The organism is Micromonospora sp. S4605 (assembly GCF_003176715.1).
Lineage (GTDB): Bacteria > Actinomycetota > Actinomycetes > Mycobacteriales > Micromonosporaceae > Micromonospora > Micromonospora echinaurantiaca.
This window is the reverse complement of sequence record NZ_QGSW01000265.1, coordinates 1-23,240: the sequence shown is the minus strand read 5'-3', so window position 1 is coordinate 23,240 and position 23,240 is coordinate 1. Positions and strand designations below refer to the sequence as shown.

Genomic DNA, 23,240 nt, shown 5'->3' with positions numbered 1-23,240 from the left:
CACCCGGTGCACGCGGTACGCCCGCCCCACCCCGGCCACGTCCAGCACGACCCGCTCGGGAGTGGCCTCGACCAGCGTCACGGCCGGCCGATCGGCGCCGTCGCCCGGCCCGCCGGCCGCCGTCCCGTCGGCCGCCGCCACCGACCACTCGGCCAACGCGCCGCCGCGGTCGAAGCGGTAGCGGACCTCGACCTCGTCGTCTCCCAGGGCGTAGCGGACGACCTGCGGGAAGGCCGGGACGTTGCGCCACCCGGAGGGGAGCCCGGCGAGCACCGGCGCGGCGGCGCGGCGTTCGGCGGCCCCGGCGAGGGCGGCCGCCAGCGCGGCCACCGGAACCTGGTCGGCGGGCAGCAGCGGGGCGAACACCTCGGGGTGCCGGTCCAGGAAGCCGGTGTCGAGGTCGACGGCGGCGAACTCCGGGCTGCGCAGGACGCGGACCAGCAGGTCCCGGTTGGTGGTCACGCCGTGCAGTTCGGCCCGGGCCAGCGCGCCGGCCAGGGCACGGGCCGCCTCGGCGCGGGTGGGTGCCCAGGCGATCACCTTGGCGAGCATCGAGTCGTAGTGGACGCCCACCACCGAGCCGCCGGCCACGCCGGAGTCCAGCCGCAGGCCCGGCCCGGCCAGCGGCCCGAACTCGACGGCCACGCCGGGCAGGGCGAACCGGTGCAGGGAGCCGGTCGCCGGCCGGTACCCCTGGGCCGGGTCCTCCGCGCAGAGGCGTACCTCGATCGCGTGGCCGACGGCCGGCGGAGTCGCCGCGACCGGCAGCGGCTCGCCCTCGGCGACGAGCAGTTGCAGCCGGACCAGGTCCAGCCCGGTGGTCAGCTCGGTGACCGGGTGCTCCACCTGGAGGCGGGTGTTCATCTCCAGGAAGTGGATGTCGCCGTCCGGGGCGAGCAGGAACTCGACAGTTCCCGCCCCGACGTAGTCGACCGTCCGCCCGGCCGCCACCGCCGCCTCGTGCAGCCGCTGCCGCACCTCGTCGGGGAGGACACCCGGCGCCTCCTCGACGATCTTCTGGTGCCGGCGCTGGATCGAGCACTCGCGGACCCCGAGGGCGACCACCGCCCCGTGGGTGTCGCCGAAGATCTGCACCTCGACGTGCCGGCCGCGTTCGACGTACCGCTCGATGAAGACCGTGCCGTCGCCGAAGGCCGAGGCCGCCTCGCGGCGCGCGCCGGCGACGGCCTCGGCGAGCCCGCCGGCGTCGCGGACCACCCGCATCCCGCGCCCGCCGCCCCCGGCGGACGCCTTCACCAGCACCGGGAAGCCGGTGACCTGGTCGGCGTCGGTCCAGGTCGGGAGCATCGGCACGCCGGCCTCGGCGAGCAGCGCCTTCGCCGCCATCTTGTCGCCCATCGCGGCGATCGCCTTGGCCGGCGGCCCGACCCAGGTCAGCCCGGCGTCGGTGACCGCCGTCGCGAACTCGGCGTTCTCGGCGAGGAAGCCGTAGCCGGGGTGGACGGCGTCCGCGCCGGCCCGGCGGGCCGCGTCGAGGATGCGGTCGATCCGCAGGTACGTCTCGGCCGGCGTGTTCCCGGGCAGGCGTACGGCCAGGTCGGCCTCGGCGACGAAGGGCGCGTCGGCGTCCGCGTCGGAGTGCACGGCGATGGTGGTGATCCCGAGCGTGCGGCAGGTGGCGAAGATCCGGCGGGCGATCTCACCCCGGTTGGCAACGAGCAGCCTGTTGATCATGACCTACCCCTCACATCCGGAAGACGCCGAAGCCGTCGGTGCCCCGCACCGGTGCGTTGTGGACGGCCGAGAGGCAGAGCCCGAGCACGGTACGGGTGTCCCGAGGGTCGATCACCCCGTCGTCGTAGAGCCGGCCGGAGAGGAAGAGCGCGCCGGACTGGGACTCGATCTGCTGCTCGACCATCATCCGCATGGCGGCGTCGGACTCCTCGTCGAACTCCCGGCCCCGGGCGGCGGCGGCCTGCCGAGCCACGATGGAGAGCACGCCGGCCAACTGCGCCGGCCCCATCACCGCCGACTTCGCGTTCGGCCAGGTGAACAGGAACCGCGGCTCGTACGCCCGGCCACACATGCCGTAGTTGCCGGCCCCGTACGAGGCGCCGAGGTTGACCGTCAGGTGCGGCACTGTCGAGTTCGACACCGCGTTGATCATGAGGGCGCCGTGCTTGATGATGCCGCGCTGCTCGTACTCGGTGCCGACCATGTAGCCGGTGGTGTTCTGCAGGAAGAGCAGCGGGGTGTCGGCCGCGTTGGCGAGCTGGATGAACTGCGCCGCCTTCTGCGCCTCCTCGCTGAACAGCACCCCGCGCGCGTTGGCCAGCACGCCGACCGGGTAGCCGTGCAGCTCGCCCCAGCCGGTGACCAGGGCGCTGCCGTACGCCGGCTTGAACTCGTCGAACTCGCTGCCGTCCAGGATCCGGGCCAGCACCTCGCGCGGGTCGAACGGCACCTTGAGGTCGGCCGGGACGAGGCCGAGCAGCTCCTCCGGGTCGTACCTTGGCGGACGCGGGACCGGGGTGCGCGGCGGCGGGCCCTGCTTGCGCCAGTTCAACCGGCGTACGCACTGCCGGGCCAGCCGGATGCCGTCCCGCTCGTCCTCGGCGAGGAAGTCGGCCAGGCCGGAGGTGGTGGCGTGCATCGCCGCCCCGCCCAGCGACTCGTCGTCGGTGACCTCGCCGGTGGCCATCTTCACCAGCGGCGGTCCGGCCAGGTAGACCTGCGACCGGTCCCGGATCATGATCACGTGGTCGGACATCCCCGGCACGTACGCCCCGCCCGCGGTGGCGTTGCCGAAGACCACGCTGACCGTGGGGATCTTCGCGGCGGAGAGCCGGGTGAGGTCGCGGAACACCCGCCCGCCCGGGATGAAGATCTCCGCCTGGGTGGGCAGGTCGGCGCCGGCCGACTCGACCAGGTTCACCATCGGCAGCCGGTTCGCCAGCGCGATCTCGCCGGCCCGCCGGGTCTTGGCCAGCGACCAGGGGTTGACCGCGCCGCCGCGTACCGTCGGGTCGTTGGCGATGACCAGGCACTCGACGCCCTCGACCACGCCGATGCCGGTCACCACGCTCGCGCCGACCGGAAAGTCGGTGCCGTACGCGGCCGCCGGCGACAGCTCCAGGAACGGGCTGTCCGGGTCGAGCAGCAGCTCGATCCGTTCCCGGGGCAGCAGCTTGCCCCGGGCGTGGTGCCGGGTCACGTACTTCTCGCCGCCCCCGGCCCGGGCCTGGTCGAGCGCCGCGTCCAGTTCGGCGAGACGGTCCAGCAGCGCCGCGCGGTTGGCGGTGAATCCCGGTGCGGACGGGTCGACAGCGGTGTCCAGTGTGGTCACAGCCCCATCCCCTTCGCGATGATCTCGTTCATGATCTCGGTGGTGCCGCCGCCGATGCCGAGGATCCGGGCGTCCCGGTAGTGCCGCTCCACCTCGGCGTCGCGCAGGTAGCCGTAGCCGCCGTGCAGTTGCAGCGCCTGGTCGACCACGTGGTCACAGGCAGCCACGGCGACGTTCTTGGCCATCGCCACCTCGGTCACCACCGGCTCGCCGGCCGCCACCCGGGTGGCGACCTCGTGCACGTACGCCCGGGCCGCCTCGGCGCGGGTGTGCATCTCGGCCAGCCGGTGCCGGATCAGCTGCCGGCTGGCCAGCGGACGGCCGAACGTGGACCGGTCCCGGCACCAGCGGGTGGCCAGCTCGACGCAGCGCTGCGCGGTGGCGTACGCCTGGGTGGCGAGCGAGAGCCGCTCGGCGGCGAAGTGCTGCATGATCGCGAGGAAGCCGGTGTTCTCCTCGCCGATCCGGTTGGTCACCGGCACCCGGACGTCGACGAAGGAGAGTTCGGCCGTGTCCGAGCAGTGCCAGCCCAGCTTCTCCAGCCGGCGTCCCACCGTGAAGCCGGGCGTGCCCTTGTCGATCACCAGCAGGCTGAGCTCGCCGCTGCCAGGGAAGTCGGTGCAGACCGCGGTGGTCACGAAGTCCGCCCGGACCCCGCTGGTGATGTAGGTCTTCGACCCGTTCACCACGTAGTGGTCGCCGTCCCGGCGGGCGGTGGTGCGGATCGCTGCGACGTCCGAGCCTCCGTCCGGCTCGGTGATCGCCAGGGCGCCGATCATCGTGCCAGCGAGGGTCGGCCGGACGTACCGGTCGACCAGGTCGTCGTCACCCCGGAGTTGGCCAGCGGCGAGCCGGCCGCGGACCAGGCCGCCGCTCCCGCCGCCAGCGGCGGCGACCATGTGCGGCAAGGCGATGCCGTGCGTGAAGAGCGCCGCGACCAGCCCGGACGACCCGCCGGCGCGGATGATCTCCTCGGTGACCACTATCGAGTCGAGCAGGTCACCGCCGCTGCCGCCGACCGACTCGGGGAAGCCGATACCGAGCAGGCCGATCTTCGCGGCGGTCTCGTGCAGCGAGCGGGGCACCTCGCCGGCCCGCTCCCAGTCGGCCAGGTGCGGCAGCACCTCGCGGGTGACGAACGACCGGGTCAGCTCGCGCAGCTGCCGCCGCTCCGGAGTGTCGACGATGGTCACGAGTCCTCCCCGGTGGTGGTGGCGGCCGGCCCGGTCGGGAGGTCGGCGGGCAGGTCGACGATCCGGGACCGGAGCAGCTCGCCGAGCGCCTTGGCCTGCGGGTCGAACCGGGTGGACGCGGCCACCCCCGCACCGAGCAGGCCCCGGATCACGAAGTTCACCGCGCGCAGGTTCGGCAGCTCGTACCGCTCGACGGCCAGCGGCGCGGTCTCCGGCAGCAGCTCGGCCAGCCGCTCGACGGTGAGCCAGCCGCGCAGCCAGTCGTACGCCCGGTCGGTGCGGGCCCAGACGCCGAGGTTGGCGTCGCCCCCCTTGTCGCCGGAGCGCGCGCCGACCAGCTCGCCGAGCGGACCGCGCCGGGTGGGCCCGGCGGCGACCGGCGGCGGGTCGGCCGGCACGGGCTCCGGTGCCGGCGGGTCGGTCCGGGTCGGTGGCGGGATCGACACCCGCTCACCGGACGGGAGCACCGCGACGTGCGCCACCGCGTCCTGCGGCACCGTGTCGGCGGTGAACACCCCGTACGGCGTCGCGTCGCCGGGCAGTGTGGTGAGGGTGCAGCCCGGGTAGGAGGCCAGCGCCAGCTCCACCGCGGCCGCCGAGAACGCCCGCCCGGCCCGCGCCCTGTCGCCGTCGCGCAGGTGTACGTGCAGCAAGGCGCTCGCCGCCTCGGTGTCGGCGGCGTCCGGGTGGTCGGTGCGGGCCAGGGTGAACTCCAGCCCCTCCTTGCCGACCGCCTCTTCCAGTTGGCCGCGCACCAGGGCCGCCTTCGCCGGGATGTCCAGCCCGCAGAGCACGAAGGTCATCGAGTTGCGGAAGCCACCGAGGTTGTTGACGCCGACCTTCAGGGTGTCCGGCGGCGGTGTGCCGCGCACCCCGCTGACCCGGACCCGGTCCGGGCCGTCGGCGTGCAGGGTGACCGTGTCCAACCGGGTCACCACGTCCGGCCCCAGGTACGCCGGCCCGCCCACCTCGTAGAGCAGCTGGGCGGTGACCGTCTCCACGGTGACCGCCCCGCCGGTGCCCGGGTGCTTGGTGAGCACGCAGGAACCGTCCGGGTGCAGTTCGGCGATCGGGAAGCCGGGGCGGTGGCCGCCGTCGGGCAGCTCGGTGAAGAAGCTGAAGTTGCCGCCGGTCACCTGGGCGCCGCACTCCACGAGGTGGCCGGCGACCGTCGCCCCGGCCAGCGCGTCGAGGTCGTCGCGACCCCAGCCGAACCGGGCGATCGCCGGGCCCACCACCAGCGACGCGTCGGTGACCCGGCCGGTGACCACCACGTCCGCGCCGCCGTCCAGGCAGGCGGCGATGCCGAACGCGCCGAGGTAGGCGTTCGCGGTGAGCGCGTCCGGGCGGTCCAGCGCGTCGCCCTCGACGTAGCCGACCCGAACCGGCAGGCCGAGCCGCTCGGCGAGCGCGCCGATCGCCGCGGCCAGCCCGGCCGGGTTCAGCCCACCGGCGTTGGTCACGATCCGTACGCCCCGGTCCAGCGCGGTGCCGAGGCAGCCCTCGAGTTGGCGGAGGAAGGTCTTCGCGTAGCCGAGCGCGGGGTCGCGGAGCCGGTCCCGGCCGAGGATCAGCATGGTCAGCTCGGCCAGGTAGTCGCCGGTCAGCACGTCCAGGTCGCCGCCGTCGAGCATCTCCCGCCAGGCGCTGAACCGGTCGCCGTAGAAGCCGGAGGCGTTACCCACCCGCAGCACCCCGTTCACGCCGGCACCCCGCTGCCGGTGGTGGCCGGTGGGCGGCCCGTACCCGGGGGGCCGGCGAACGCCTGCGCCACGTCGAGCCACTCGTCGGCGACCGGGCCGGTGGCGGTCAGGGCCAGGTCGGCGCGGTGCCGGCGCTGGGTGACCAGCAGGCAGAAGTCCAGCGCCGGGCCGGTGACCCGGTCGGCGGCGTCGGTCGGGCCGAAGCTCCAGGTCGTCCCGTCGGGCGCGGCCAGCTCGACCCGTACCGGCACCGTCGGCACCGGCCGGCCGTGGGCGGCGAAGCTGTGCCCGAGGGTACGGAACCCGAGGTACGCCACGTGCCGGAGCCGGGCGCTGGCCGGGCGGGTGACGCCGAGCGCGTCGGCCACGTCCGCGCCGTGCGCCCAGGTCTCCATGATCCGGGCGGTGGCCATCGAGGCGGGCGACATCCGGGTGCCGTACCAGGGCAGCTTCTCGCCGGGCGGGGCGGCGGCCAGGGCCTCGGCGAGCGCCGTACGGCCGGCGCGCCAGCGGGCCAGCAGATCGGCCGGCGGGGCGAGGAACTCCTCGGCGCCGTCGTCGACCAACCGTGCCGGATCGGGGGCCGCGGTGACCGAGGCGAAGAAGGCGGTGGCGTCGGTGGCGGCGAGCAGCGCGACGTGGTCGGTCCAGGCGAGGTGGGCGATCTGGTGCCCGACCGTCCAGCCCGGCGCCGGGGTCGGTCGGGCCCAGTCGGCCGGTGTCAGGGGACTCACCAGGGCGTCCAGCTGCTCGGACTCGGTGGCCAGATCCGCGAGCAGGTCTGCGAGGTCGACCATGGTGCCTCCGGTCGGTCAGGGCGTGGGCGTGAGCAGGGTGGCGAGCTGGCGCTTCCAGGTGGCGAGCAGGGCGGTGCGGCGGGTCGAGTCGTCGTTGAGCAGGTTGGCCACCCCGAGGCCGCGGAGCAGGTCGAGGGTGGCCTGGACGGCCTCACGTACGCCCGGGCGGCGTTCGTCGACGCCGAGCAGGGCGACGGTGAGCCGGTGCATCTCCCGGCCGACCCGGGCCTCCAGCGGCACCAGGGCCTCGCGGAGCTCGCGGTCGGTGCGGGCGGCGACCCAGAGTTCCAGGGCGGCGACGAAGAGCGGCCCGGTGAAGGCGGCGCCGAGCAGGTCGATCACCCGGTCGAGCCGCTGCGGGCCGGCCGGCAGCGCCTCCGCCTCGGTGCGCAGCTCGGCCGCCCGGCGCTCGGCGAGGTGGTCGACGGCCGCGATGACCAGGGTCGCCTTGGTGGGGTAGTGGTGCAGCTGCGCGCCCCGGGAGACGCCGGCCCGGGCCGCCACCAGCGTCGTGGTGGTGCCGGCCCAGCCGTGCTCGACCAGGCACTCGACGGTCGCCTCCAGCAGCCGGGCGCGGGTGGCGCGGCTGCGTTCCTGTTGAGGGACGCGGATCGATGCGGCGGGCACGGGGACAGCGTGCCGCCCCCGAAACAAACAGTCAAGCCTGACTTTTTCTACGGCCAGGCCGGGACCCGGTCCGACCGAGGGCTCAGCGGCCGTCGCGCGGGGCGAAGACGGCCAGCGCGTCGGCGTCGCTGTGCCGGGAGCGCAGGTACTCGTCGGCCCACTCGGCGGCGTCCGGGAAGGTCGACTCGGCGGCCACCCGGGCGCAGGCGGCGTCCACGTCGAAGTAGGTCCGGCGGAGCTGCACGCCGGGCCCGAGCAGCGCCCAGTCCGCCCCCGGGCCGCCGTACGGCATGCCGACGCTGCCCGGGTTGACCACCAGGCGGCGGTCGACCAGCCGGGTGAAGGGCATGTGGGTGTGCCCGCAGACCACCGTCCGCACCTCGGCCGGTACGCCGGCGAACACCTCCGTCCAGCGCGCCATCCGGGTGTCGACCAGCACGACCTCCTCGTCGTCGCGGGGCGTGGCGTGGCAGAAGAGCACCGGCCCGAGGCCGGCGACCGCCAGGGTCACCGTCAGCGGCAGCGCGGCCAGCCGGGCCAACTGGTCCGCCCGGAGCTGCTCGGCGGCCCAGTTCGAGACGTCGATCGGGGACTTCCGGCCGGCGCGCGCCTCGACCAGTTCCCGGTCGGCGTTGCCGCGTACCCAGCAGACCCGGTCGCCCAGCCCGGCGAGCAGGTCGAGCACCTCGACCGGCTGCGGGCCGGCGGCGATGTCGCCGGTGAGCACGATCAGGTCGGCGGTGGCGACGTCCGGCTCGGCCAGCACGGCCTCCAGCGCGGGCAACGCCCCGTGGATGTCGGAGAGTACGGCGACCTGGTTCAGCATCGGTCCAGCGTGCGGCGACCGGCGCCGCCAGGTCCAGGAATTCTGCGCCGGGCAGACGGGAAGCCGGACCGGCCCGGACCGACGACGCGGTCCGGGCCGGGAAAGCCACGGCGGCCGGGGACGGGCCCCGGTCGGGGTCAGACGCGGGCGCGGCGGGCCAGGCGCTCCGGGTCGAGGATGATGATGCTCTTGCCGTCCAGCCGCAGCCAGCCGCGCGAGGCGAAGTCGGCCAGCGCCTTGTTCACCGTCTCCCGGGAGGCGCCGACCAGCTGGGCGATCTCCTCCTGGGTGAGGTCGTGGGTCACCCGCAGCACGCCGCCGTCGCGGGTGCCGAACCGGCCGGCCATCTGGAGCAGGTTCTTCGCCACCCGACCGGGCACGTCGGTGAAGATCAGGTCGGCCAGCGAGTCGTTGGTCCGGCGGAGCCGGCGGGCCAGCACGCGGAGCAGCTGCTCGGCGATCTCGGGCCGGTTGTTCAACCACGGCCGCAGCGCCTGCTTGCGCAGTCGCACCAGCCGGGTGTCGGTCACCGCGGTGGCGGTCGCCGTACGCGGACCCGGGTCGAAGAGCGACAGCTCGCCGACCATGTCCGACGGGCCCATCACCGCGATCAGGTTCTGCCGACCGTCCGCTGCCCGGCGGCCAACCTTGATCTTGCCAGACAGCAGGATGTAGAGACTGTCGCCGGGCTCGCCCTCGTTGAAGACGATCTCGCCCTTGCGGACCTCGATCGTCTCCATCTCCTTGGCGAGCGCCTCGGCAGCCTCCGGGTCGACCCCCTGGAAGATCCCGCTGCGGGCCAGTACCTCGTCCATCGCGCACCTCCGGTTGCGCGTGCCGTCTGCTCGGCCGGGTCCGCCGTCCGCTGATCCCTCGCGCGCCGCCAAGTCTAGGCACAACAGCGCGGGAATCAGAGGTGCACCCCTGGAATCTTGATCCCCGGGCGTAACCCACCCGACCCGTGCGACCAGTAAGATCACGCGATTTCCGGACCCCGGCCGGGCGCTCGCGTCCGGGGTCGTAGGGTCACGGCGTGCTGAGTGACCCCCTGCTGACCACCCGTTCCGAGGGCGGGCGGGACGTGCCGCTGCTGGTCTGGCGAGCCGACCGCCCGCTGCGCGCGGTCAGTTCCGCGCCGCTCGGCGGCGGCATCGGGGAGCGGCGGTGGGTGGTCAACGCGACAGTGCCGATGTCGTACGACCGGGACGACCCCGCCGACCACCTGGCCGGCCTGGCCGACCAGCTCGGCCTGGACGGGCCGGGGGTGGGCCTGCTGACCGGCGTCGACGTGGCCGAGGTGGTGGCCCGGACCGACACCGGCGTGCGGGCCTGGGCGACGGTCGGGCTCGGGACCCCGGTCTGGGCCGCCGCGCCCGCGCCGGCGGCGCCCGGGCAGCGGGTCGGCACGGTCAACATCGTCCTGTACGTGCCGGCCCGGCTCGGTGACGCCGCGCTGGTCAACGCGGTGGCGACGGCCACCGAGGCGAAGGCCCAGGCGATCGGCGAACTCGGGATGCCGGGCACCGGCACCCCGACCGACGCGGTCACCGTGCTCTGCCCGGCCGACGGCCCGATCGCCGAGTACGGCGGCCCCCGCTCGGTCTGGGGAGCCCCGCTGGCCCGGGCCGTGCACGCCGCCGTGCTGGCCGGCGGAGCGGGCACCGTGGTCCCCTGGTCGGACCGGCTGGCGGGCTGAATTCCTGGCCGATCGGCCCTCGTCGGTCCGATTGCCGCCCGGTAGGGTCGCGGGCGATGTACGCTGCCGCCCCCACCGCCCCCCGTCCGCGCCGCCGCCCGGCGCTGGCGCTCGTCGTGCTGCTCGCCGTGCTGCTCGCGGCCGGCTGCGGCGACGGGCCGGTGGACGGGCCGGTCTGGCAGCCCGGCGCGGGCGGTGGCGGCACCGGCGCCCCGGTCGGCTCCGCCTCCGCGACGCCGGCCGAGAAGTCCATTTCGCTCTCCGCCACCGGCGACATCATCATGGGCAACGCGCCGAACCGGCTGCCCGCGAACGGCGGCAAGGGCTTCTTCGACTCGGTCGAGAAGGCGCTCGAGGCCGACCTGGTGATGGGCAACCTGGAGGAGCCGCTCACCGTCGACACCGGCACCGGCAAGTGCGGCGCGAACTCCACCCGCTGCTTCCAGTTCCGGGCCCCGCCGGAGTATGCCGCGCACCTGCGCGACGCCGGCTTCGACCTGCTCAACCAGGCCAACAACCACGGCTACGACTACGGCCCGAAGGGCTACGAGAACACCCAGAAGGCGCTGGAGAAGTACGATCTCGCGCACACCGGCGCGCCCGACCAGATCACCGTGGTCGAGGTGGCGGGGGTCAAGGTCGCCGTCGCCGGCTTCTCGTCGTACGTCTGGTCCAACAGCCTGGTCGACATCGCCGAGGCGAAGCAGGTGATCACCAAGGCCGCCGGGCTGGCCGACCTGGTGGTGGTGCAGGTGCACATGGGCGGCGAGGGGTCGGACAAGACCCGGGTGCGGCCCGGCACCGAGATGTTCCTCGGCGAGAACCGGGGCGATCCGGTCAAGTTCTCCAAGGCGATGATCGACGCGGGCGCCGACCTGATCGTCGGGCACGGCCCGCACGTGCTGCGCGGCATGGAGTTCTACAAGGGCCGGCTGATCGCGTACAGCCTCGGCAACTTCGCCGGTGGCGGCAACTCGCTGAGCAACGCCGGCCGGCTGGGCTGGGGCGGCGTACTCAAGGTGTCGCTGAAGCCGGACGGCAGCTGGGCCGGCGGCTCGTTCGTCTCGACGTACATGAACTCCGCCGGCAAGCCGACCATGGACCGCGACGACCGGGGCCTCGGCCTGGTGCGGCAGCTGACCCGCAGCGACTTCCCGAAGACCGGCGCCCGGTTCGACGACTCCGGCCGGATCAGCCCGCCGGCGCAGGGCTGACCCGCCGGCCCGGCGCGTGGGGCCCGCCGGTTCGTCGGACCGGCGACGTAGGCTGGCCGGCGTGACCACCAGCATTCCCGGTGCCACCGAGACCGACCTCGGCCGCAAACGTCGCGCCCGGAAGATCGGCCGGGTGTTGACCGAGACTCACCCCGACGCGCACTGTGAGCTCGACCACTCCAACCCGCTGGAGCTGGCCGTGGCGACGATCCTCTCCGCCCAGTGCACCGACAAGAAGGTCAACGAGGTCACCCCGAAGCTCTTCGCCCGCTACCCGACCGCCGCCGACTACGCCGGCGCCCAGCGGGCCGAGCTGGAGGAGCTGATCCGCCCCACCGGCTTCTACCGGAACAAGACCGACTCGCTGATCAAGCTCGGCCAGGCGCTGGTCGAGCGCTACGACGGCCGGGTCCCCGGCAAGCTGGTCGACCTGGTGACGCTGCCCGGGATCGGTCGCAAGACCGCCAACGTCATCCTCGGCAACGCCTTCGACGTGCCCGGCATCACCGTCGACACGCACTTCCACCGGCTGGTCGGGCGCTGGCGGCTGACCGGCGAGACCGACCCGGTCAAGGTGGAGCACGCCATCGGGGCGCTCATCGAGCGGCGCGACTGGACGATGTTCTCGCATCGGGTGATCTTCCACGGCCGGCGGGTGTGCCACGCCCGCAAGCCGGCCTGCGGTGCCTGCACCCTGGCCAAGCTCTGTCCCTCCTACGGCACCGGCCCGACCGAGCCGGCCGCCGCCGCCAAGCTGCTCAAGGGCCCCCGGGCGCGCGACCTCGCGGCGGCCGCCGGGGTCGACCCGGAGCTGGTGCCGGCGCAGGCGGTCGTCGCGGAGGCACCGTGAGCGCGAGGAGTGCGCCGGGTTTGCGAGCCCCGCAGTCGCGAACTGAGGTCGCACCGTGAGCGCGCGGAAGCCGGCCGTGCCAGCCCACCGGTCGCCGACGACGGTGTGCCGATGAAGCGGGGGTTCGCTGTCCTGCTCGTCCCGCTGCTGCTGGCGGTCGCGGGCTGCACCGGCACCACCGGGCAGGAGGAGGCGCCGACCCGGCAGGGGGCGGCCGCCAGCCGGCCGTCGCCGTTCCAGGACTGCGCCGCGCTGACCACCGCCCCGGGCACCACCGGCGCGCCGACCCCGTCGCCGGCCGGCGGGGGCGACCCGCTGCCCGAGCTGACCTTGAACTGCTTCACCGGCGGTGCGCCCGTCGCCCTCCGGGACGTCCGCGGCCCGGCCGTGGTCAACGTCTGGGCCTCCTGGTGCGCGCCCTGCCGCACCGAGCTGCCGGCCTTCCAGCGGCTCAGCGAGCGGGCCGGCGGCCAGCTCCGGGTGCTCGGGGTGAACAGCCGCGACAGCCGCGCCGGCGCGCAGTCCATCGGGGAGGACTTCGGCGTACGCTTCCCCGTCCTGGTCGACCAGGGTGAGGCGCTGCAACGGGCGCTCGGCCGCAACGCCATCCCGCTCACCCTCTTCGTCGACGGGCAGGGCCGGGTGCGGCACGTGGACGCGTCCGGCGCGCTGGACGACGCCCGCCTCGCCGCGCTGGTCCGGCAGCACCTGGGCCTGGCGGTGTCCGCGTGACCCGACAGCCACCGGCCTGGATCGAGCCCCTGCTGCACCGGCTCGGCACCGCCCGCACCGAGGACTTCACCCGGCTGGCCACCCCGAGCCACGGCGGCCGGGAGAGCGCGGTGCTGGTGCTGCTCGGCGAGGAGCCCGGCGCCGGCCCGGACGTGCTGATCCTGCAGCGGGCCGCCACCCTGCGCAATCACGCCGGTCAGCCGGCCTTCCCGGGCGGCGCGGCCGATCCGGACGACGCCGACGCCGCAGCCACCGCGCTGCGCGAGGCGAACGAGGAGGTCGGCCTCGACCCGGCCAGCGTCACCGTGCTGGCCGAACTGCCCCGGCTCTGGATCCCGGTCAGCGATTTCGTGGTGACCCCGGTGCTCGCCTGGTGGCACGCGCCGCACCCGGTGCATCCCCGGGAACCGGCCGAGGTGGCGCACGTGGCCCGGCTGCCGGTCGCCGAGCTGGTCGACCCGGAGAACCGGATGCGGGTGCGGCACCCGAGCGGTTGGATCGGGCCGGCGTTCTCCGCCCGCGGCATGCTGGTCTGGGGCTTCACCGCTGGGGTGCTGGACGCCCTGCTGACGATGGGCGGCTGGACGCGACCGTGGCCGCGCGGCAGGGTGGTCGACCTGCCGCCGACCGCCGCCACCCCGGCGCCCTCGGCCGGTACCGACGAGGTGGACGAGAGCGCCGTGCGCTGACCCGGCGGTCACCTTCCGCAAGCGATGGTCATCCCGCGAGCGCTCTGCCCGTACGCTTGACCCGTGTCCGCCGTGGATCTCGTACTGCTGCTGCTCATGCTCGTGTTCGCGATCAGCGGATACCGCCAGGGGTTCGTCATCGGCCTGCTGTCGTTCTCCGGCTTCTTCCTGGGCGCCCTGGTCGGCCTCCAGATCGGGCCGCTGCTGGCCGAGCAGTTCGTGGACAGTGGCACCCGGGTGTTGATCGCCCTGGTGGCGGTCTTCGGGCTGGCCGTCATCGGTCAGGCGCTCGCCGGCTGGCTCGGCTCCCACCTGCGCAAGACGATCACCAGCGACGTGGGCAAGCAGGTCGACGACATCGGCGGCGCGTTCGTCTCGATCTTCGCGGTGCTGCTGGTCGCCTGGCTGGTCGCGGTGCCGCTCGGGTCGTCCTCGCTGCCCTGGCTGGCCGCGTCGGTGAAGAACAGCGCGCTGCTCACCGTGGTCGACCGGGTGCTGCCGGACCGGGCGCAGCAGTTCTCCACCGCGCTGCGCGACACGGTGGACACCAACGGCTTCCCGGAGGTTTTCGAGGGGCTGGGGCGTACCCAGGCCCGGCAGGTCTCGCCGCCCGATCCGGCGCTCGCCGGCTCCCAGGTGGTGGTCAACGGCCAGCGCTCGGTGGTCAAGGTGCTCGGCTCCGCGCCGAGCTGCTCGCGCCGGATCGAGGGCTCCGGGTTCGTCTACGCCGACGACCGGGTGATGACCAACGCGCACGTGGTGGCGGGCACCCGTTCGGTGGCGGTGGAGCTGAACGGCGACCGGTACGACGGTGAGGTGGTCGTCTACGACCCGGACCGGGACCTGGCCGTGCTCCACGTGCCGGAGCTGCCCGGCCCGTCGATGCGGTTCGCCGCCGGCAACGCGGGCAGCGGCGCGGACGCCATCGTGCTCGGCTTCCCGCTCGACGGGCCGTACAACGCCCAGTCGGCCCGGGTACGCGACGTCGACCGGATCACCGGGCCGGACATCTACTCCGCCGGCGACGTGACCCGGGAGATCTACACCATCCGGGCGCTGGTCCGCAGCGGCAACTCCGGCGGGCCGCTGGTCTCCGCCAACGGGCTGGTGCTCGGGGTGATCTTCGCGGCGGCCGCCGACGACCCGAACACCGGCTTCGCGGTGACCGCCGCCGAGGCCCGCCCGGTCGCGCTGGCCGGCGCGGAGCGCACCCGGGGTGTGGCCACCGGCAAGTGCACCTGAGCCGGCTCAGGGGTGCGGCGCGGCGGGTGGGGTCTGGTGGTGCCAGACGGTGAAGGCGGCGGACGTCGCGGCGACCACGGCCGTGCCGAGCACCCAGCCGGCCAGCACGTCGCTGCTCCAGTGCACGCCGAGCGCGGCCCGGCTGAACCCGGTCACCCCGGCCAGCAGCACGGCGGCCACCCACACCGCCCACCGACCGGACCGCCCCCGCGCGTACGGCAGGAAGACCACCAGCAGGATCCCGGCGGCCAGCGCCGCGTTCAGCGCGTGACCGGACGGGAAGGCGAGCCCGGCGGCCTGCGCCACCGGCTCGGGCAGGTCCGGCCGGGCCCGCCCGAAGAGCAGCTTGAGCAGCGGGCCGAGCAGCCCGCCCACCAGCATGGTGACGGCCACCCAGACCGCGAGTTGCCGGGCGCCGCGCCGGACCAGCCAGATCACCAGCACCAGCGCGCCGACCCGCAGCGGCATCGGCGCGAACACATTGGTCCACAGGTTCATCAGGCGGACCCAGGCCGGATGGTCGACGGCGAAGCCGTGCAGCGCGCCGGCCACCGTGGTGTCCACCTCGCGCAGCGGCGGCCAGCCGGCCAGCACCAGGAGCGCGAGCAGGGCGAACGGCACCAGCACCAGGAACGCCGCGGCGACGGCGAGGGTCAGCCGGAGGCCGCGCGAGTCTTCCGGGTGTAGCCGACGGTGCCGCCACGACGGCCGCGTCGGCGTCGGGAGGGTGCGCTGGCCGGGTGAGGTCATGGCATCCGTTCTACCCAGCCCGGAGCGGGCTCAGGCGTTCCGTTCACGGACGGGTGCGGGCGGAGCGGGTAGGTCAGCGGCTGCCCCACCGCCGGAACCGGCGCACCATCAGCGCCGCGCCGGTGAGCAGGGCGACGAAGAGCACGGCGCCGGTCCAGAGCCGCTCGGGGGTGGAGTCGTGCTCGGAGCCGGCGGGCCGGGCCGTCCACTGGCTCTGCTGGCGCGGTGCTGTCAAGCCGCCGAGCGGGTCCGCGCCGGCGCCGGCCGCCTCGGCCTCCGCCGAACCGGGTGCCGGGCCGAACCCGACCACGCCGGGCGAGGCCTGGTCGTCCAGCGGGTTGCGGCCCACCGGGCTCACCTCGGCGTCCAGCGCGGCGACCGGGTCGACCAGGCCGTACCCGAAACGGTCGTCCCGGCCGGTGGGGCCGATGTCGCGGGCGGTGGACAGCAGCCGGTTGACCACGTCGCCGGCGGACATCTCCGGATAGCGGGCCCGGACCAGCGCGGCGGTGGCGGCCACCAGGGGTGCGGCGAAGCTGGTGCCCTGCACCCGCCAGTACCCGTCGCCGGGGCGGGCACCCACCAACCCGGTGGCCGGGGCGGTGAGCACGGTGGCACGCCCGGTGATCGCGCCGGACCAGAGGTTCTCGCTGTCCTTCTCCAGCCCGGACACCGCGATCACGCCCGGCTCCCGGGCCGGGTACCAGACCTTCGAGTTGGTGGAGGTGGCCAGGTTGCCGGTGCAGGCGACGACCACCACGTCCCGGGCGAAGGCGTAGTCGAGCGCTGCGGCCAGGGCGGGGCTGTCGCCGCTGCCGCCGAGCGAGAGGTTGATGACCCGGGCGCCGTTGTCGACGGCCCAACGCACGCCCTTGGCGACGATCAGCGCGTCGTCGTAGCGGTTCTCGTCGTCCAGCACCCGGACCGGAAGGATCTTGGCATCCGGGGCGAGGCCGACCACGCCCCGGTTGTCGTCGTTGCGCCCGGCGATCAGCCCGGCCACCGTGGTGCCGTGGCCGACCGGATCCGGGTCGCCGCCGAGCGGGGCGACCAGGTCGTGACCGGGCAGCACCTGGCCGGCCAGGTCGGGGTGGCTGGCGTCCACACCGGAGTCGACGACCGCGACGACCACCCCGCGCCCGGTCGAGCTGCGCCAGGCGGTCTTCGCCCCCAGCTCGTCGAGCTGCCACTGCTCGTCGCGCACCTGGTCGGGGCGGGTCTGGCTGTCCGGAACCGGCGCGGCCAGGGGGACCGCCGCCGAGGCGAGCGCGACCGGCCGGGCGGCCGCGGCGTCGGCGGGCGGCACCGGGCCGGCGAGCGGCACGGCCACCGCCGCCACAGCGAGCAGCGCCCGACCGGCGACCCGTCGCGCCGTCGGCGGACAGCTCTGCCGCACCCTTGTCACATTCTCAGCCGTTCCTCGGTTCGGAAAGACGACGATCGGAGATTACCGGTTCCACCCCCTCTTCCGGAGCCATCCGTCAACACCTGTCACGGTGGCGGCAGGTGGGCCAGCTGCACCAGGCGTACGCCCTCACGTCGGGTCACCAGCCGGCCGCGCCCGGGTGGCAACGGCCCGGGACGGACCGAACCGACCAGCGCACCCTCCTCCGGGCTGCCGGCCATCACCAGCCCGGCCGTGGAGAGTTCCCGCAACCGCTGCGCGATCGGCTCGTACTGCGCCCGGCCGGCGCCGCCGGAGCGGCGGGCGAGCACCAGGTGCAGCCCGACGTCCCGGGCGTGCGGCAGATGCTCCTCCAGCGCCCGCAGCGGGTTGGCCGGCCCGCTGGCCACCAGGTCGTAGTCGTCCACCAGCACGAACAGCTCCGGACCGGACCACCACGACCGCTCCCGCAACTGGGCCGGGGTGATCTCCGGACCGGGGAGCCGGGCCTGCAGGTAGCCGGCGGCCGACTCGACCAGGTCGGCGGTGTGCGCGGCGGCGGTGCCGTAGCCGATCAGGTGCGGTGTCTCGATCGCGCCGAGCAGGCTGCGCCGGTAGTCGACCAGGATCACCCGGGCCTGCTCCGGGGTGAACCGGGTGACGATCGAGGTGGCCAGCGCGCGCAGGAACGACGACTTGCCGCACTCGGCGTCGCCGAAGACCACGAAGTGCGGCTCGGTGGCGAAGTCCAGCACCACCGGGCGCAGGTCCGCCTCGGCCACCCCGACCGGGAAGCGCAGCCCGGTCGTCGCGGCCAGGTCCAGTTCGGCGTACGGGAGCACCGGCGGGAGCAGCCGCACCGGCGGCGCGGCCGGCCCGGGCCAGCCGGCGGCCAGCCGCTTGACCAGGTCGGCGGTGTCCGTACCGGTGGTGAGCTGCGGCAGCGCGGTGAGGAAGTGCAGGCTCTCCGCGGTGACGCCCCGGCCGGCGCTCTGCTCCGGCACGTTCGCCGCGGCCCGCCGGGCCACCAGCGAGTCGGCCGGGTCGCCGAGGCGCAACTCCAGCCGGGAACCGAAGAGGTCCCGGATCGCCGGCCGGAAGTCCAGCCAGCGCAGCGCGGTCGCCACCACGTGCACCCCGTACGACAGCCCGCGGGTGGCCAGGTCGGTGATCAGCGGCTCCAGGTCGTCGTACTCGCCGCGCAGGGTGGCCCAGCCGTCGACCACCAGGAAGACGTCACCGAACGGGTCGCCGATCGGCTGGCCGGTGCCGGCCGCCGTGGCCCGGCGCTGCCGCCAGGCGGCCATCGAGTCCACGCCCAGCTCCGCGAAGCGGCGTTCCCGTTCCACCAGCAGGGTGGCGATCTCGCCGACCGTACGCCGGACGGCCGTCGGGTCGGCGCGCCCGGCGACGCCGCCGACGTGCGGCAGGTCGCGGAGCGTGCCCAGCCCGCCGCCGCCGAAGTCGAGGCCGTAGACCTGCACCTCGGCCGGGGTGTGGGTGAGCGCCAGCGCGCAGATCAGCGTGCGCAGCGCTGTCGACTTGCCGCTCTGCGGTGCACCGACCACCGCCACGTGCCCGGCGGCCCCGTCCAGCGCCAGCCAGAGCAGGTCGCGTCGCTGCTCGAACGGCTTGTCCACCACGGCGACCGGCACCTGGAGCGCCCCGTGCAGCTCCGGGTTGCCGACGGTGAGCCCGCGCACCGGGTCGACGGCGGCCGGGCCGAGCAGCTCGTCCAGCGCCGGCGGGCGGCCCAGCGGCGGGAGCCAGACCTGGTGCGCCGGTGGCCCCTGCCCGGCCAGCCGGCCGACCAGCAGGTCGAGCAGGCTCTCCGGGCCGTCCTGCTCGACCTCCGCCTGGGCCGCCGGCCGGGGCGGCTCGGGGGCCGGCAGGTAGTGGGTGGAGAACGTCAGCAGGCGGGGGGTGCCGGGGCCGCCGGCGCCGGCGGCGACGGCTCTGCGCACCGCCCCGGAGACGTACGCGGCCTTGAACCGGACCAGCGGTTCGGTGCCGAAGCGCAGGTAGCCGTGACCGGGCGAGCGGGGCAGCTCGTGCGCGTCCGGCACCCCGAGCACCGTCCGGGACTCCAGCGCGGAGAAGGTCCGCAGCCCGATCCGGTACGACAGGTGGGTGTCGAGCCCGCGTAGTCGCCCCTCCTCCAACCGTTGGCTCGCCAGCAGCAGGTGCACGCCGAGCGACCGGCCCAGCCGGCCGATCTGGACGAACAGGTCGATGAAGTCGGGCTTGGCCGAGAGCAGCTCGGAGAACTCGTCACAGATCAGCAGCAGCGAGGGCAGCGGGGCGAGCGGGGTGCCGGCGGCCCGCGCCCGCTCGTAGTCGCGCAGGCTGGCGAAGTTGCCGGCCCGGCGGAGCAGCTCCTGGCGGCGGACCAGCTCGCCGTTGATCGCGTCGACCATCCGGTCGACCAGCGGCAGCGCGTCGGCCAGGTTGGTGATCACCGCGGCGGTGTGCGGCAGCCGGTCGAACGAGGCGAAGGTCGCCCCGCCCTTGAAGTCGACCAGGACGAAGTTGAGCTGCTCCGAGCTGTGCGTGGCGGCCAGCCCGAGCACCAGGGTGCGCAGCAGCTCGGACTTGCCGGAGCCGGTGGCCCCGATCAGCAGGCCGTGCGGGCCCATCCCGTCCTGGGCGGACTCCTTGAGGTCGAGCTCGATTGCGCCGCCGTCGGTGCCCACCCCGATCGGCACCCGCAGCCGCTCGCGCGGCGAGCGGGGCGCCCAGCCCTGCTCGGCGGTGAAGCTCTCCGGGTCGCCGAGCCCGAGCAGTTCGGGCAGCCCGGGCTCGGCGCCGGCCGGGGCGTCCGGGCCGCCGCGTGGGGCGCCGGCCAGCCGCAGCGGGGCCAGCCGGCGGGCGACCGCCTCGGCGTCGGCCGGCGCCAACCGGTCGGCGGTGCCCACCTCGACGTGCCCGTCCGCCGAGTGCGAGTGCAGCCGGCCGTCGCGCAGTTCGAGCAGCAGCGCGAACCGGTCCAGCAGGCGGGGCGGCGCGGTGTCCAGGTCGATGACGGTCACCGCGTCGATGCCGCCGTCGCCGGTCAGCTCGGTGGCCCCGGTGAGGTCGCCGCCGTCGAGCACCACCACCACGTGCGGGCCGTCGGTGGCCGGCCCGGCCGGGCTGAACCGGGACCGGCTGGCCAGCACGTCGTCGAGCAGCCGCTCCAGTTCGGCGGCGGCGCTGGTGACCAGCCGCACCGGGCCGAGCGCGTCGGTGCGGGCGGGATGGTGGGTGTGCGGCAGCCACTTGACCCACTCCCAGGCGGCCCGCCGTTCCGGCCCGGCACAGACCGCGACGAGCAGCTCGTCGGGGGCGTGGAAGACGGCCAGCTGGGTGAGCATCGCGCGGGCCAACGCCCGGCCGTCGGTGGCCGGGGTGGCCTTGACGTACACCCGGGCGAAGCTGCGCAGCGACAGCGCCACCGGCAGGTCGGGCACCACCGAGTACGCGTCCAGGAACCGGCGCAGCGCGCCCGCGGTCATCGGCTCCAGCTCCTCCAGCGGCCGGGTGACCGGCGGCACCAGCGGGGTGGCCAGGGTCTGCGGCCCGACCCCGACCCGGACCACCGCGAAGTCCGGGTCGGCGGGACGGCGTTCCCAGACCCGGTGGCTATCCACCGTCGACCAGAGCCGGCCCGGGTCCGGGTGCCGGTAGTAGAGCCCGGCGCGCTGCCGGCCGGCGGTCTGCCGGACCCGGCGCCGCAGCGCGGTGAGGTGCCGCAGGTACTCCCGGCGGGCGGCCATCATCTCCGACTTCTTCGGGGTGCCGGCGGCGCTGCCCCAGGAGGTCACCAGCATGGCCAGCGAGGAGAGGCCGAACATGCCGCCCACCACGTACGAGTAGGCCCCGCCGCCGCGGCCGAACATCATCGCCATGGCCACCGTGCCGCCGAGCATCGGCAGCACCATCAGCAGTTGCTGCCAGCGCCCGCCGGCGACCGGGGGGATCTCCGGCGGCGCCTCCACCGGCAGCTCGCCGACCGGGATCTCCGGCGCCGGACGGCGGGGTGGCCGCTTGATGACGACAGTGGACACCGACCCTCCTGACTGCGCACGGTGACCCGAGCCTGGCTCATGGTAGGTAAAGTCCTGTCGTCCGCGCAGCCACCAACCCCGCTCGATATGGAGATCAGTCGATGACGATCGGGCTCGCCCGGGTCACCATCAGCGCCCCGCAGCGGCGGGTGGACGTCGCGCTGCCCGAGCAGGTTCCCCTGGCCGAACTGCTGCCGGAGGTGCTGCGGCACGCCGGCGAAGGGCTGGCCGACGACGGTGAACGGCACGGCGGCTGGGTGCTGCGGCGTACCGACGGGGCGGTGCTGGCGACCGCGCAGGCGCTGCTGCCGCAGGGCGTCCGGGACGGCGAGGTGCTGCACCTGGTGCCGGCCCGGGCCGAGTGGCCCGAGCTGGAGTACGACGACGTCGTGGAGGCGATCGCGGACGGCGCCCGGCGGCGGGGCGACGCCTGGTCACCCGGTGCCACCCGGGCCGCCGTGCTGGCCGGGGCGGCGGTGCCGCTGGCGGTGGGGCTGCTCGCCGTGCTCGCCGGTGGCCCGGCGGGCGGGGCCGGCTGGCCTGCGGCGGCCGTGGTGGCGCTGCTGCTCACCCTGGCCGGCACCGTGGCGTCCCGGGCACACGGGGACGGCCCGGTCGGCGCCACCCTGGGCGGCTACGCGCTGCCGTACGCGGCGGCGGCGGGCGCCCTGGCGGTCAGCTCCGGCGACCCGGTCGGCCCGCTCGCCCCGGTGCGTTGGCTGGGCGCGCCGGAACTGCTGGCCGGCTCGGTGGCGCTGCTGCTGGGGTCGGTGCTCGGGCTGGTCGGCATCGCCACCCGGCTGCGGGTCTTCGTGGCCGGCGCCGTGGCGGTGGCGGGCGGGGCGCTGGCCGCGCTCGGCGGGCTGCTGCTCGACCCGGCCGGCACCGCCGCCGTGCTGCTCTGCGTCCTGGTCTTCGCCGTCGGGGCGGTGCCGCTGCTGGCGATCCGGCTGGGCAAGGTGCCGCTGCCGCCGATCACCCTGCCCACCGCCGCGCCCGGTGACGCCGACCGGGCCCGGGACCTGCCCGACCGGGGCCGCGTCTACGCGGCGGTGGCCCGCACCGAGGAGATGCTGACCGGCATGCTGCTCGGGCACGCGGTGCTGGCGGCGGCCGCCGCGCTGGTGCTCGGGGTGGCCGGCGGGACCGCCGGTCGGGTGCTGGTGGCGGTCGCCGGTGCGGTGCTGCTGCTGCGCTCCCGGCTCTTCGTGGCGCTGCGGCACCGGGTGCCGACGGTGGTCGCCGGCCTCGCCGGGTACGCCGTGCTGGGCGCCGTGCTCGCCGCGCGGTCCGGTCCGGCGGGGCGGCTGGTGCTGGTCGCCGGTGGCCTGGCGCTGGCCCTGCTCGCCGTGGCGGCGGGCAGCACGTACGCCCGCCGGCCGGTCTCGCCGTACCTCAGCCGGCTCGCCGACCTGACCGACACCGCGCTGGTGGTCTCCGTGGTCCCGGTCGCCTGCGCGGTGCTCGACCTGTACGAACGGGCCCGGGGGCTGCTCGGCTGAGCGGCTCCCGGGCCCGGTACGACGTCGTGGTGGGTCAGTGCCCGGCTTCGCCGCGCTCCGCGGCCTCCTTGGCGCGCTGGTACGACGCCCGGATCTCGGCCTCGGCCTCGGTCCGCCCGACCCAGGTGGCGCCTTCGACCGACTTGCCCGGTTCGAGGTCCTTGTACACCTCGAAGAAGTGCTGGATCTCCAGCCGGTCGAACTCGCCGAGGTGGTGGATGTCGCGCAGGTGCTCCTGGCGCGGGTCCTCGTAGGGGACGCAGAGGACCTTGTCGTCGCCGCCCTTCTCGTCCGTCATCCGGAACATGCCGATGGTGCGGCAGCGGATCAGGCAGCCGGGAAAGGTCGGCTCGGGGACCAGCACCAGCGCGTCCAGCGGGTCGCCGTCCTCGCCGAGGGTGCCCTCGATGAAGCCGTAGTCCGCCGGGTACTGGGTGGACGTGAAGAGGGTGCGGTCCAGCCGGATCCGGCCGGTCGCGTGGTCGACCTCGTACTTGTTGCGGTGACCCTTCGGGATCTCAACCGTCACGTCGAAATCCATCTGCACGCTCCCTCGTTTGCCCACGCTGGCTAACGGAAACCACCGGCGCCGACCGGTGCGGGTGAATGCCCACCCACCGGTCCGGCCACCGCATAGTGTTCGGACCGAAGTAGTGTCACCCAGACCGAATTTCGTGGGGGG

Annotated in this window: 19 protein-coding genes; 7 read left to right on the top strand and 12 right to left on the bottom strand. The window is 74.9% G+C overall.

The genetic code is table 11. The features are described from left to right. The 8 genes from DLJ47_RS23965 to DLJ47_RS23930 all read right to left on the bottom strand — a co-directional run. Positions 1-1,695 (bottom strand): acetyl-CoA carboxylase biotin carboxylase subunit (locus tag DLJ47_RS23965; RefSeq protein ID WP_109902976.1); only part of this gene is annotated, 1,695 nt, incomplete at its 3' end. Between the two features lie 10 nt (positions 1,696-1,705). Continuing rightward, on the bottom strand, positions 1,706-3,307 hold the full coding sequence (locus DLJ47_RS23960; RefSeq protein ID WP_109902974.1) for an acyl-CoA carboxylase subunit beta: 1,602 nt from the start codon (positions 3,305-3,307) through the stop codon (positions 1,706-1,708). Then, positions 3,304-4,500 carry an acyl-CoA dehydrogenase family protein gene (locus tag DLJ47_RS23955; RefSeq protein ID WP_109902972.1) on the bottom strand — a complete coding sequence of 399 codons (1,197 nt, stop codon included), beginning with the start codon at positions 4,498-4,500 and terminating at the stop codon, positions 3,304-3,306. The genes DLJ47_RS23960 and DLJ47_RS23955 overlap by 4 nt, the downstream gene beginning before the upstream one ends. Next, positions 4,497-6,203 (bottom strand): acyclic terpene utilization AtuA family protein, encoded by a 1,707-nt coding sequence (locus DLJ47_RS23950; protein ID WP_109902970.1) that lies wholly within the window; start codon positions 6,201-6,203, stop codon positions 4,497-4,499. Before DLJ47_RS23950 ends, DLJ47_RS23955 begins: the two co-directional genes overlap by 4 nt. Further along, positions 6,200-7,000, bottom strand: coding sequence for a TIGR03084 family metal-binding protein (locus tag DLJ47_RS23945; RefSeq protein WP_109902968.1), 801 nt, complete (start codon positions 6,998-7,000; stop codon positions 6,200-6,202). Before DLJ47_RS23945 ends, DLJ47_RS23950 begins: the two co-directional genes overlap by 4 nt. Positions 7,001-7,015: 15 nt before the next feature. Next, entirely contained in the window at positions 7,016-7,627 is a 612-nt protein-coding gene (locus tag DLJ47_RS23940) for a TetR/AcrR family transcriptional regulator (RefSeq protein WP_109902966.1), read from the bottom strand. An 82-nt stretch (positions 7,628-7,709) separates the two neighbouring features. Then, on the bottom strand, positions 7,710-8,453 hold the full coding sequence (locus DLJ47_RS23935; protein ID WP_109902964.1) for a metallophosphoesterase family protein: 744 nt from the start codon (positions 8,451-8,453) through the stop codon (positions 7,710-7,712). 137 nt (positions 8,454-8,590) lie between these two features. Next, positions 8,591-9,268, bottom strand: coding sequence for a Crp/Fnr family transcriptional regulator (locus DLJ47_RS23930; RefSeq protein WP_007466162.1), 678 nt, complete (start codon positions 9,266-9,268; stop codon positions 8,591-8,593). Between the two features lie 218 nt (positions 9,269-9,486). Between DLJ47_RS23930 and DLJ47_RS23925 the strand changes: the two genes are divergently transcribed. The 6 genes from DLJ47_RS23925 (at position 9,487) to DLJ47_RS23900 (ending at position 14,876) form a co-directional block, all read left to right on the top strand. Further along, on the top strand, positions 9,487-10,149 hold the full coding sequence (locus tag DLJ47_RS23925; protein WP_109902962.1) for an adenosylcobinamide amidohydrolase: 663 nt from the start codon (positions 9,487-9,489) through the stop codon (positions 10,147-10,149). A 56-nt stretch (positions 10,150-10,205) separates the two neighbouring features. Beyond that, positions 10,206-11,363, top strand: coding sequence for a CapA family protein (locus DLJ47_RS23920; RefSeq protein ID WP_109902960.1), 1,158 nt, complete (start codon positions 10,206-10,208; stop codon positions 11,361-11,363). Positions 11,364-11,424: 61 nt separating this feature from the next. Next, positions 11,425-12,213 carry an endonuclease III gene (nth, locus tag DLJ47_RS23915; protein ID WP_199235986.1) on the top strand — a complete coding sequence of 263 codons (789 nt, stop codon included), beginning with the start codon at positions 11,425-11,427 and terminating at the stop codon, positions 12,211-12,213. A gap of 111 nt (positions 12,214-12,324) precedes the next feature. Beyond that, positions 12,325-12,945 carry a TlpA family protein disulfide reductase gene (locus DLJ47_RS23910; protein WP_109902956.1) on the top strand — a complete coding sequence of 207 codons (621 nt, stop codon included), beginning with the start codon at positions 12,325-12,327 and terminating at the stop codon, positions 12,943-12,945. Next, positions 12,942-13,634, top strand: a complete 693-nt coding sequence (locus DLJ47_RS23905; RefSeq protein ID WP_109902954.1) for an NUDIX hydrolase — start codon at positions 12,942-12,944, stop codon at positions 13,632-13,634. The genes DLJ47_RS23910 and DLJ47_RS23905 overlap by 4 nt, the downstream gene beginning before the upstream one ends. A gap of 63 nt (positions 13,635-13,697) precedes the next feature. After that, the gene (locus DLJ47_RS23900) at positions 13,698-14,876 is read left to right on the top strand and encodes a MarP family serine protease (protein ID WP_109902952.1); all 1,179 of its coding nucleotides are present in this window, start codon (positions 13,698-13,700) and stop codon (positions 14,874-14,876) included. 6 nt (positions 14,877-14,882) lie between these two features. On the opposite strand, the gene DLJ47_RS23895 is transcribed toward DLJ47_RS23900, so the two are convergent. From DLJ47_RS23895 to eccCa, 3 genes are all read right to left on the bottom strand, one after another. Continuing rightward, entirely contained in the window at positions 14,883-15,626 is a 744-nt protein-coding gene (locus tag DLJ47_RS23895; RefSeq protein ID WP_109902950.1) for a phosphatase PAP2 family protein, read from the bottom strand. Between the two features lie 73 nt (positions 15,627-15,699). After that, complete coding sequence (gene mycP, locus DLJ47_RS23890; RefSeq protein ID WP_199235985.1) at positions 15,700-17,031, bottom strand: type VII secretion-associated serine protease mycosin; 1,332 nt, start codon at positions 17,029-17,031, stop codon at positions 15,700-15,702. Positions 17,032-17,117: 86 nt separating this feature from the next. After that, positions 17,118-21,056 (bottom strand): type VII secretion protein EccCa, encoded by a 3,939-nt coding sequence (eccCa, locus tag DLJ47_RS23885; protein WP_109902948.1) that lies wholly within the window; start codon positions 21,054-21,056, stop codon positions 17,118-17,120. Positions 21,057-21,157: 101 nt separating this feature from the next. On the opposite strand from eccCa, the gene eccD reads away from it, so the two are divergent. After that, entirely contained in the window at positions 21,158-22,558 is a 1,401-nt protein-coding gene (gene eccD, locus DLJ47_RS23880; RefSeq protein WP_109902946.1) for a type VII secretion integral membrane protein EccD, read from the top strand. A gap of 34 nt (positions 22,559-22,592) precedes the next feature. Here eccD and DLJ47_RS23875 read toward each other — a convergent pair whose 3' ends face one another. Further along, positions 22,593-23,099 carry an inorganic diphosphatase gene (locus tag DLJ47_RS23875; RefSeq protein WP_088996432.1) on the bottom strand — a complete coding sequence of 169 codons (507 nt, stop codon included), beginning with the start codon at positions 23,097-23,099 and terminating at the stop codon, positions 22,593-22,595. Positions 23,100-23,240: the final 141 nt, after the last annotated feature.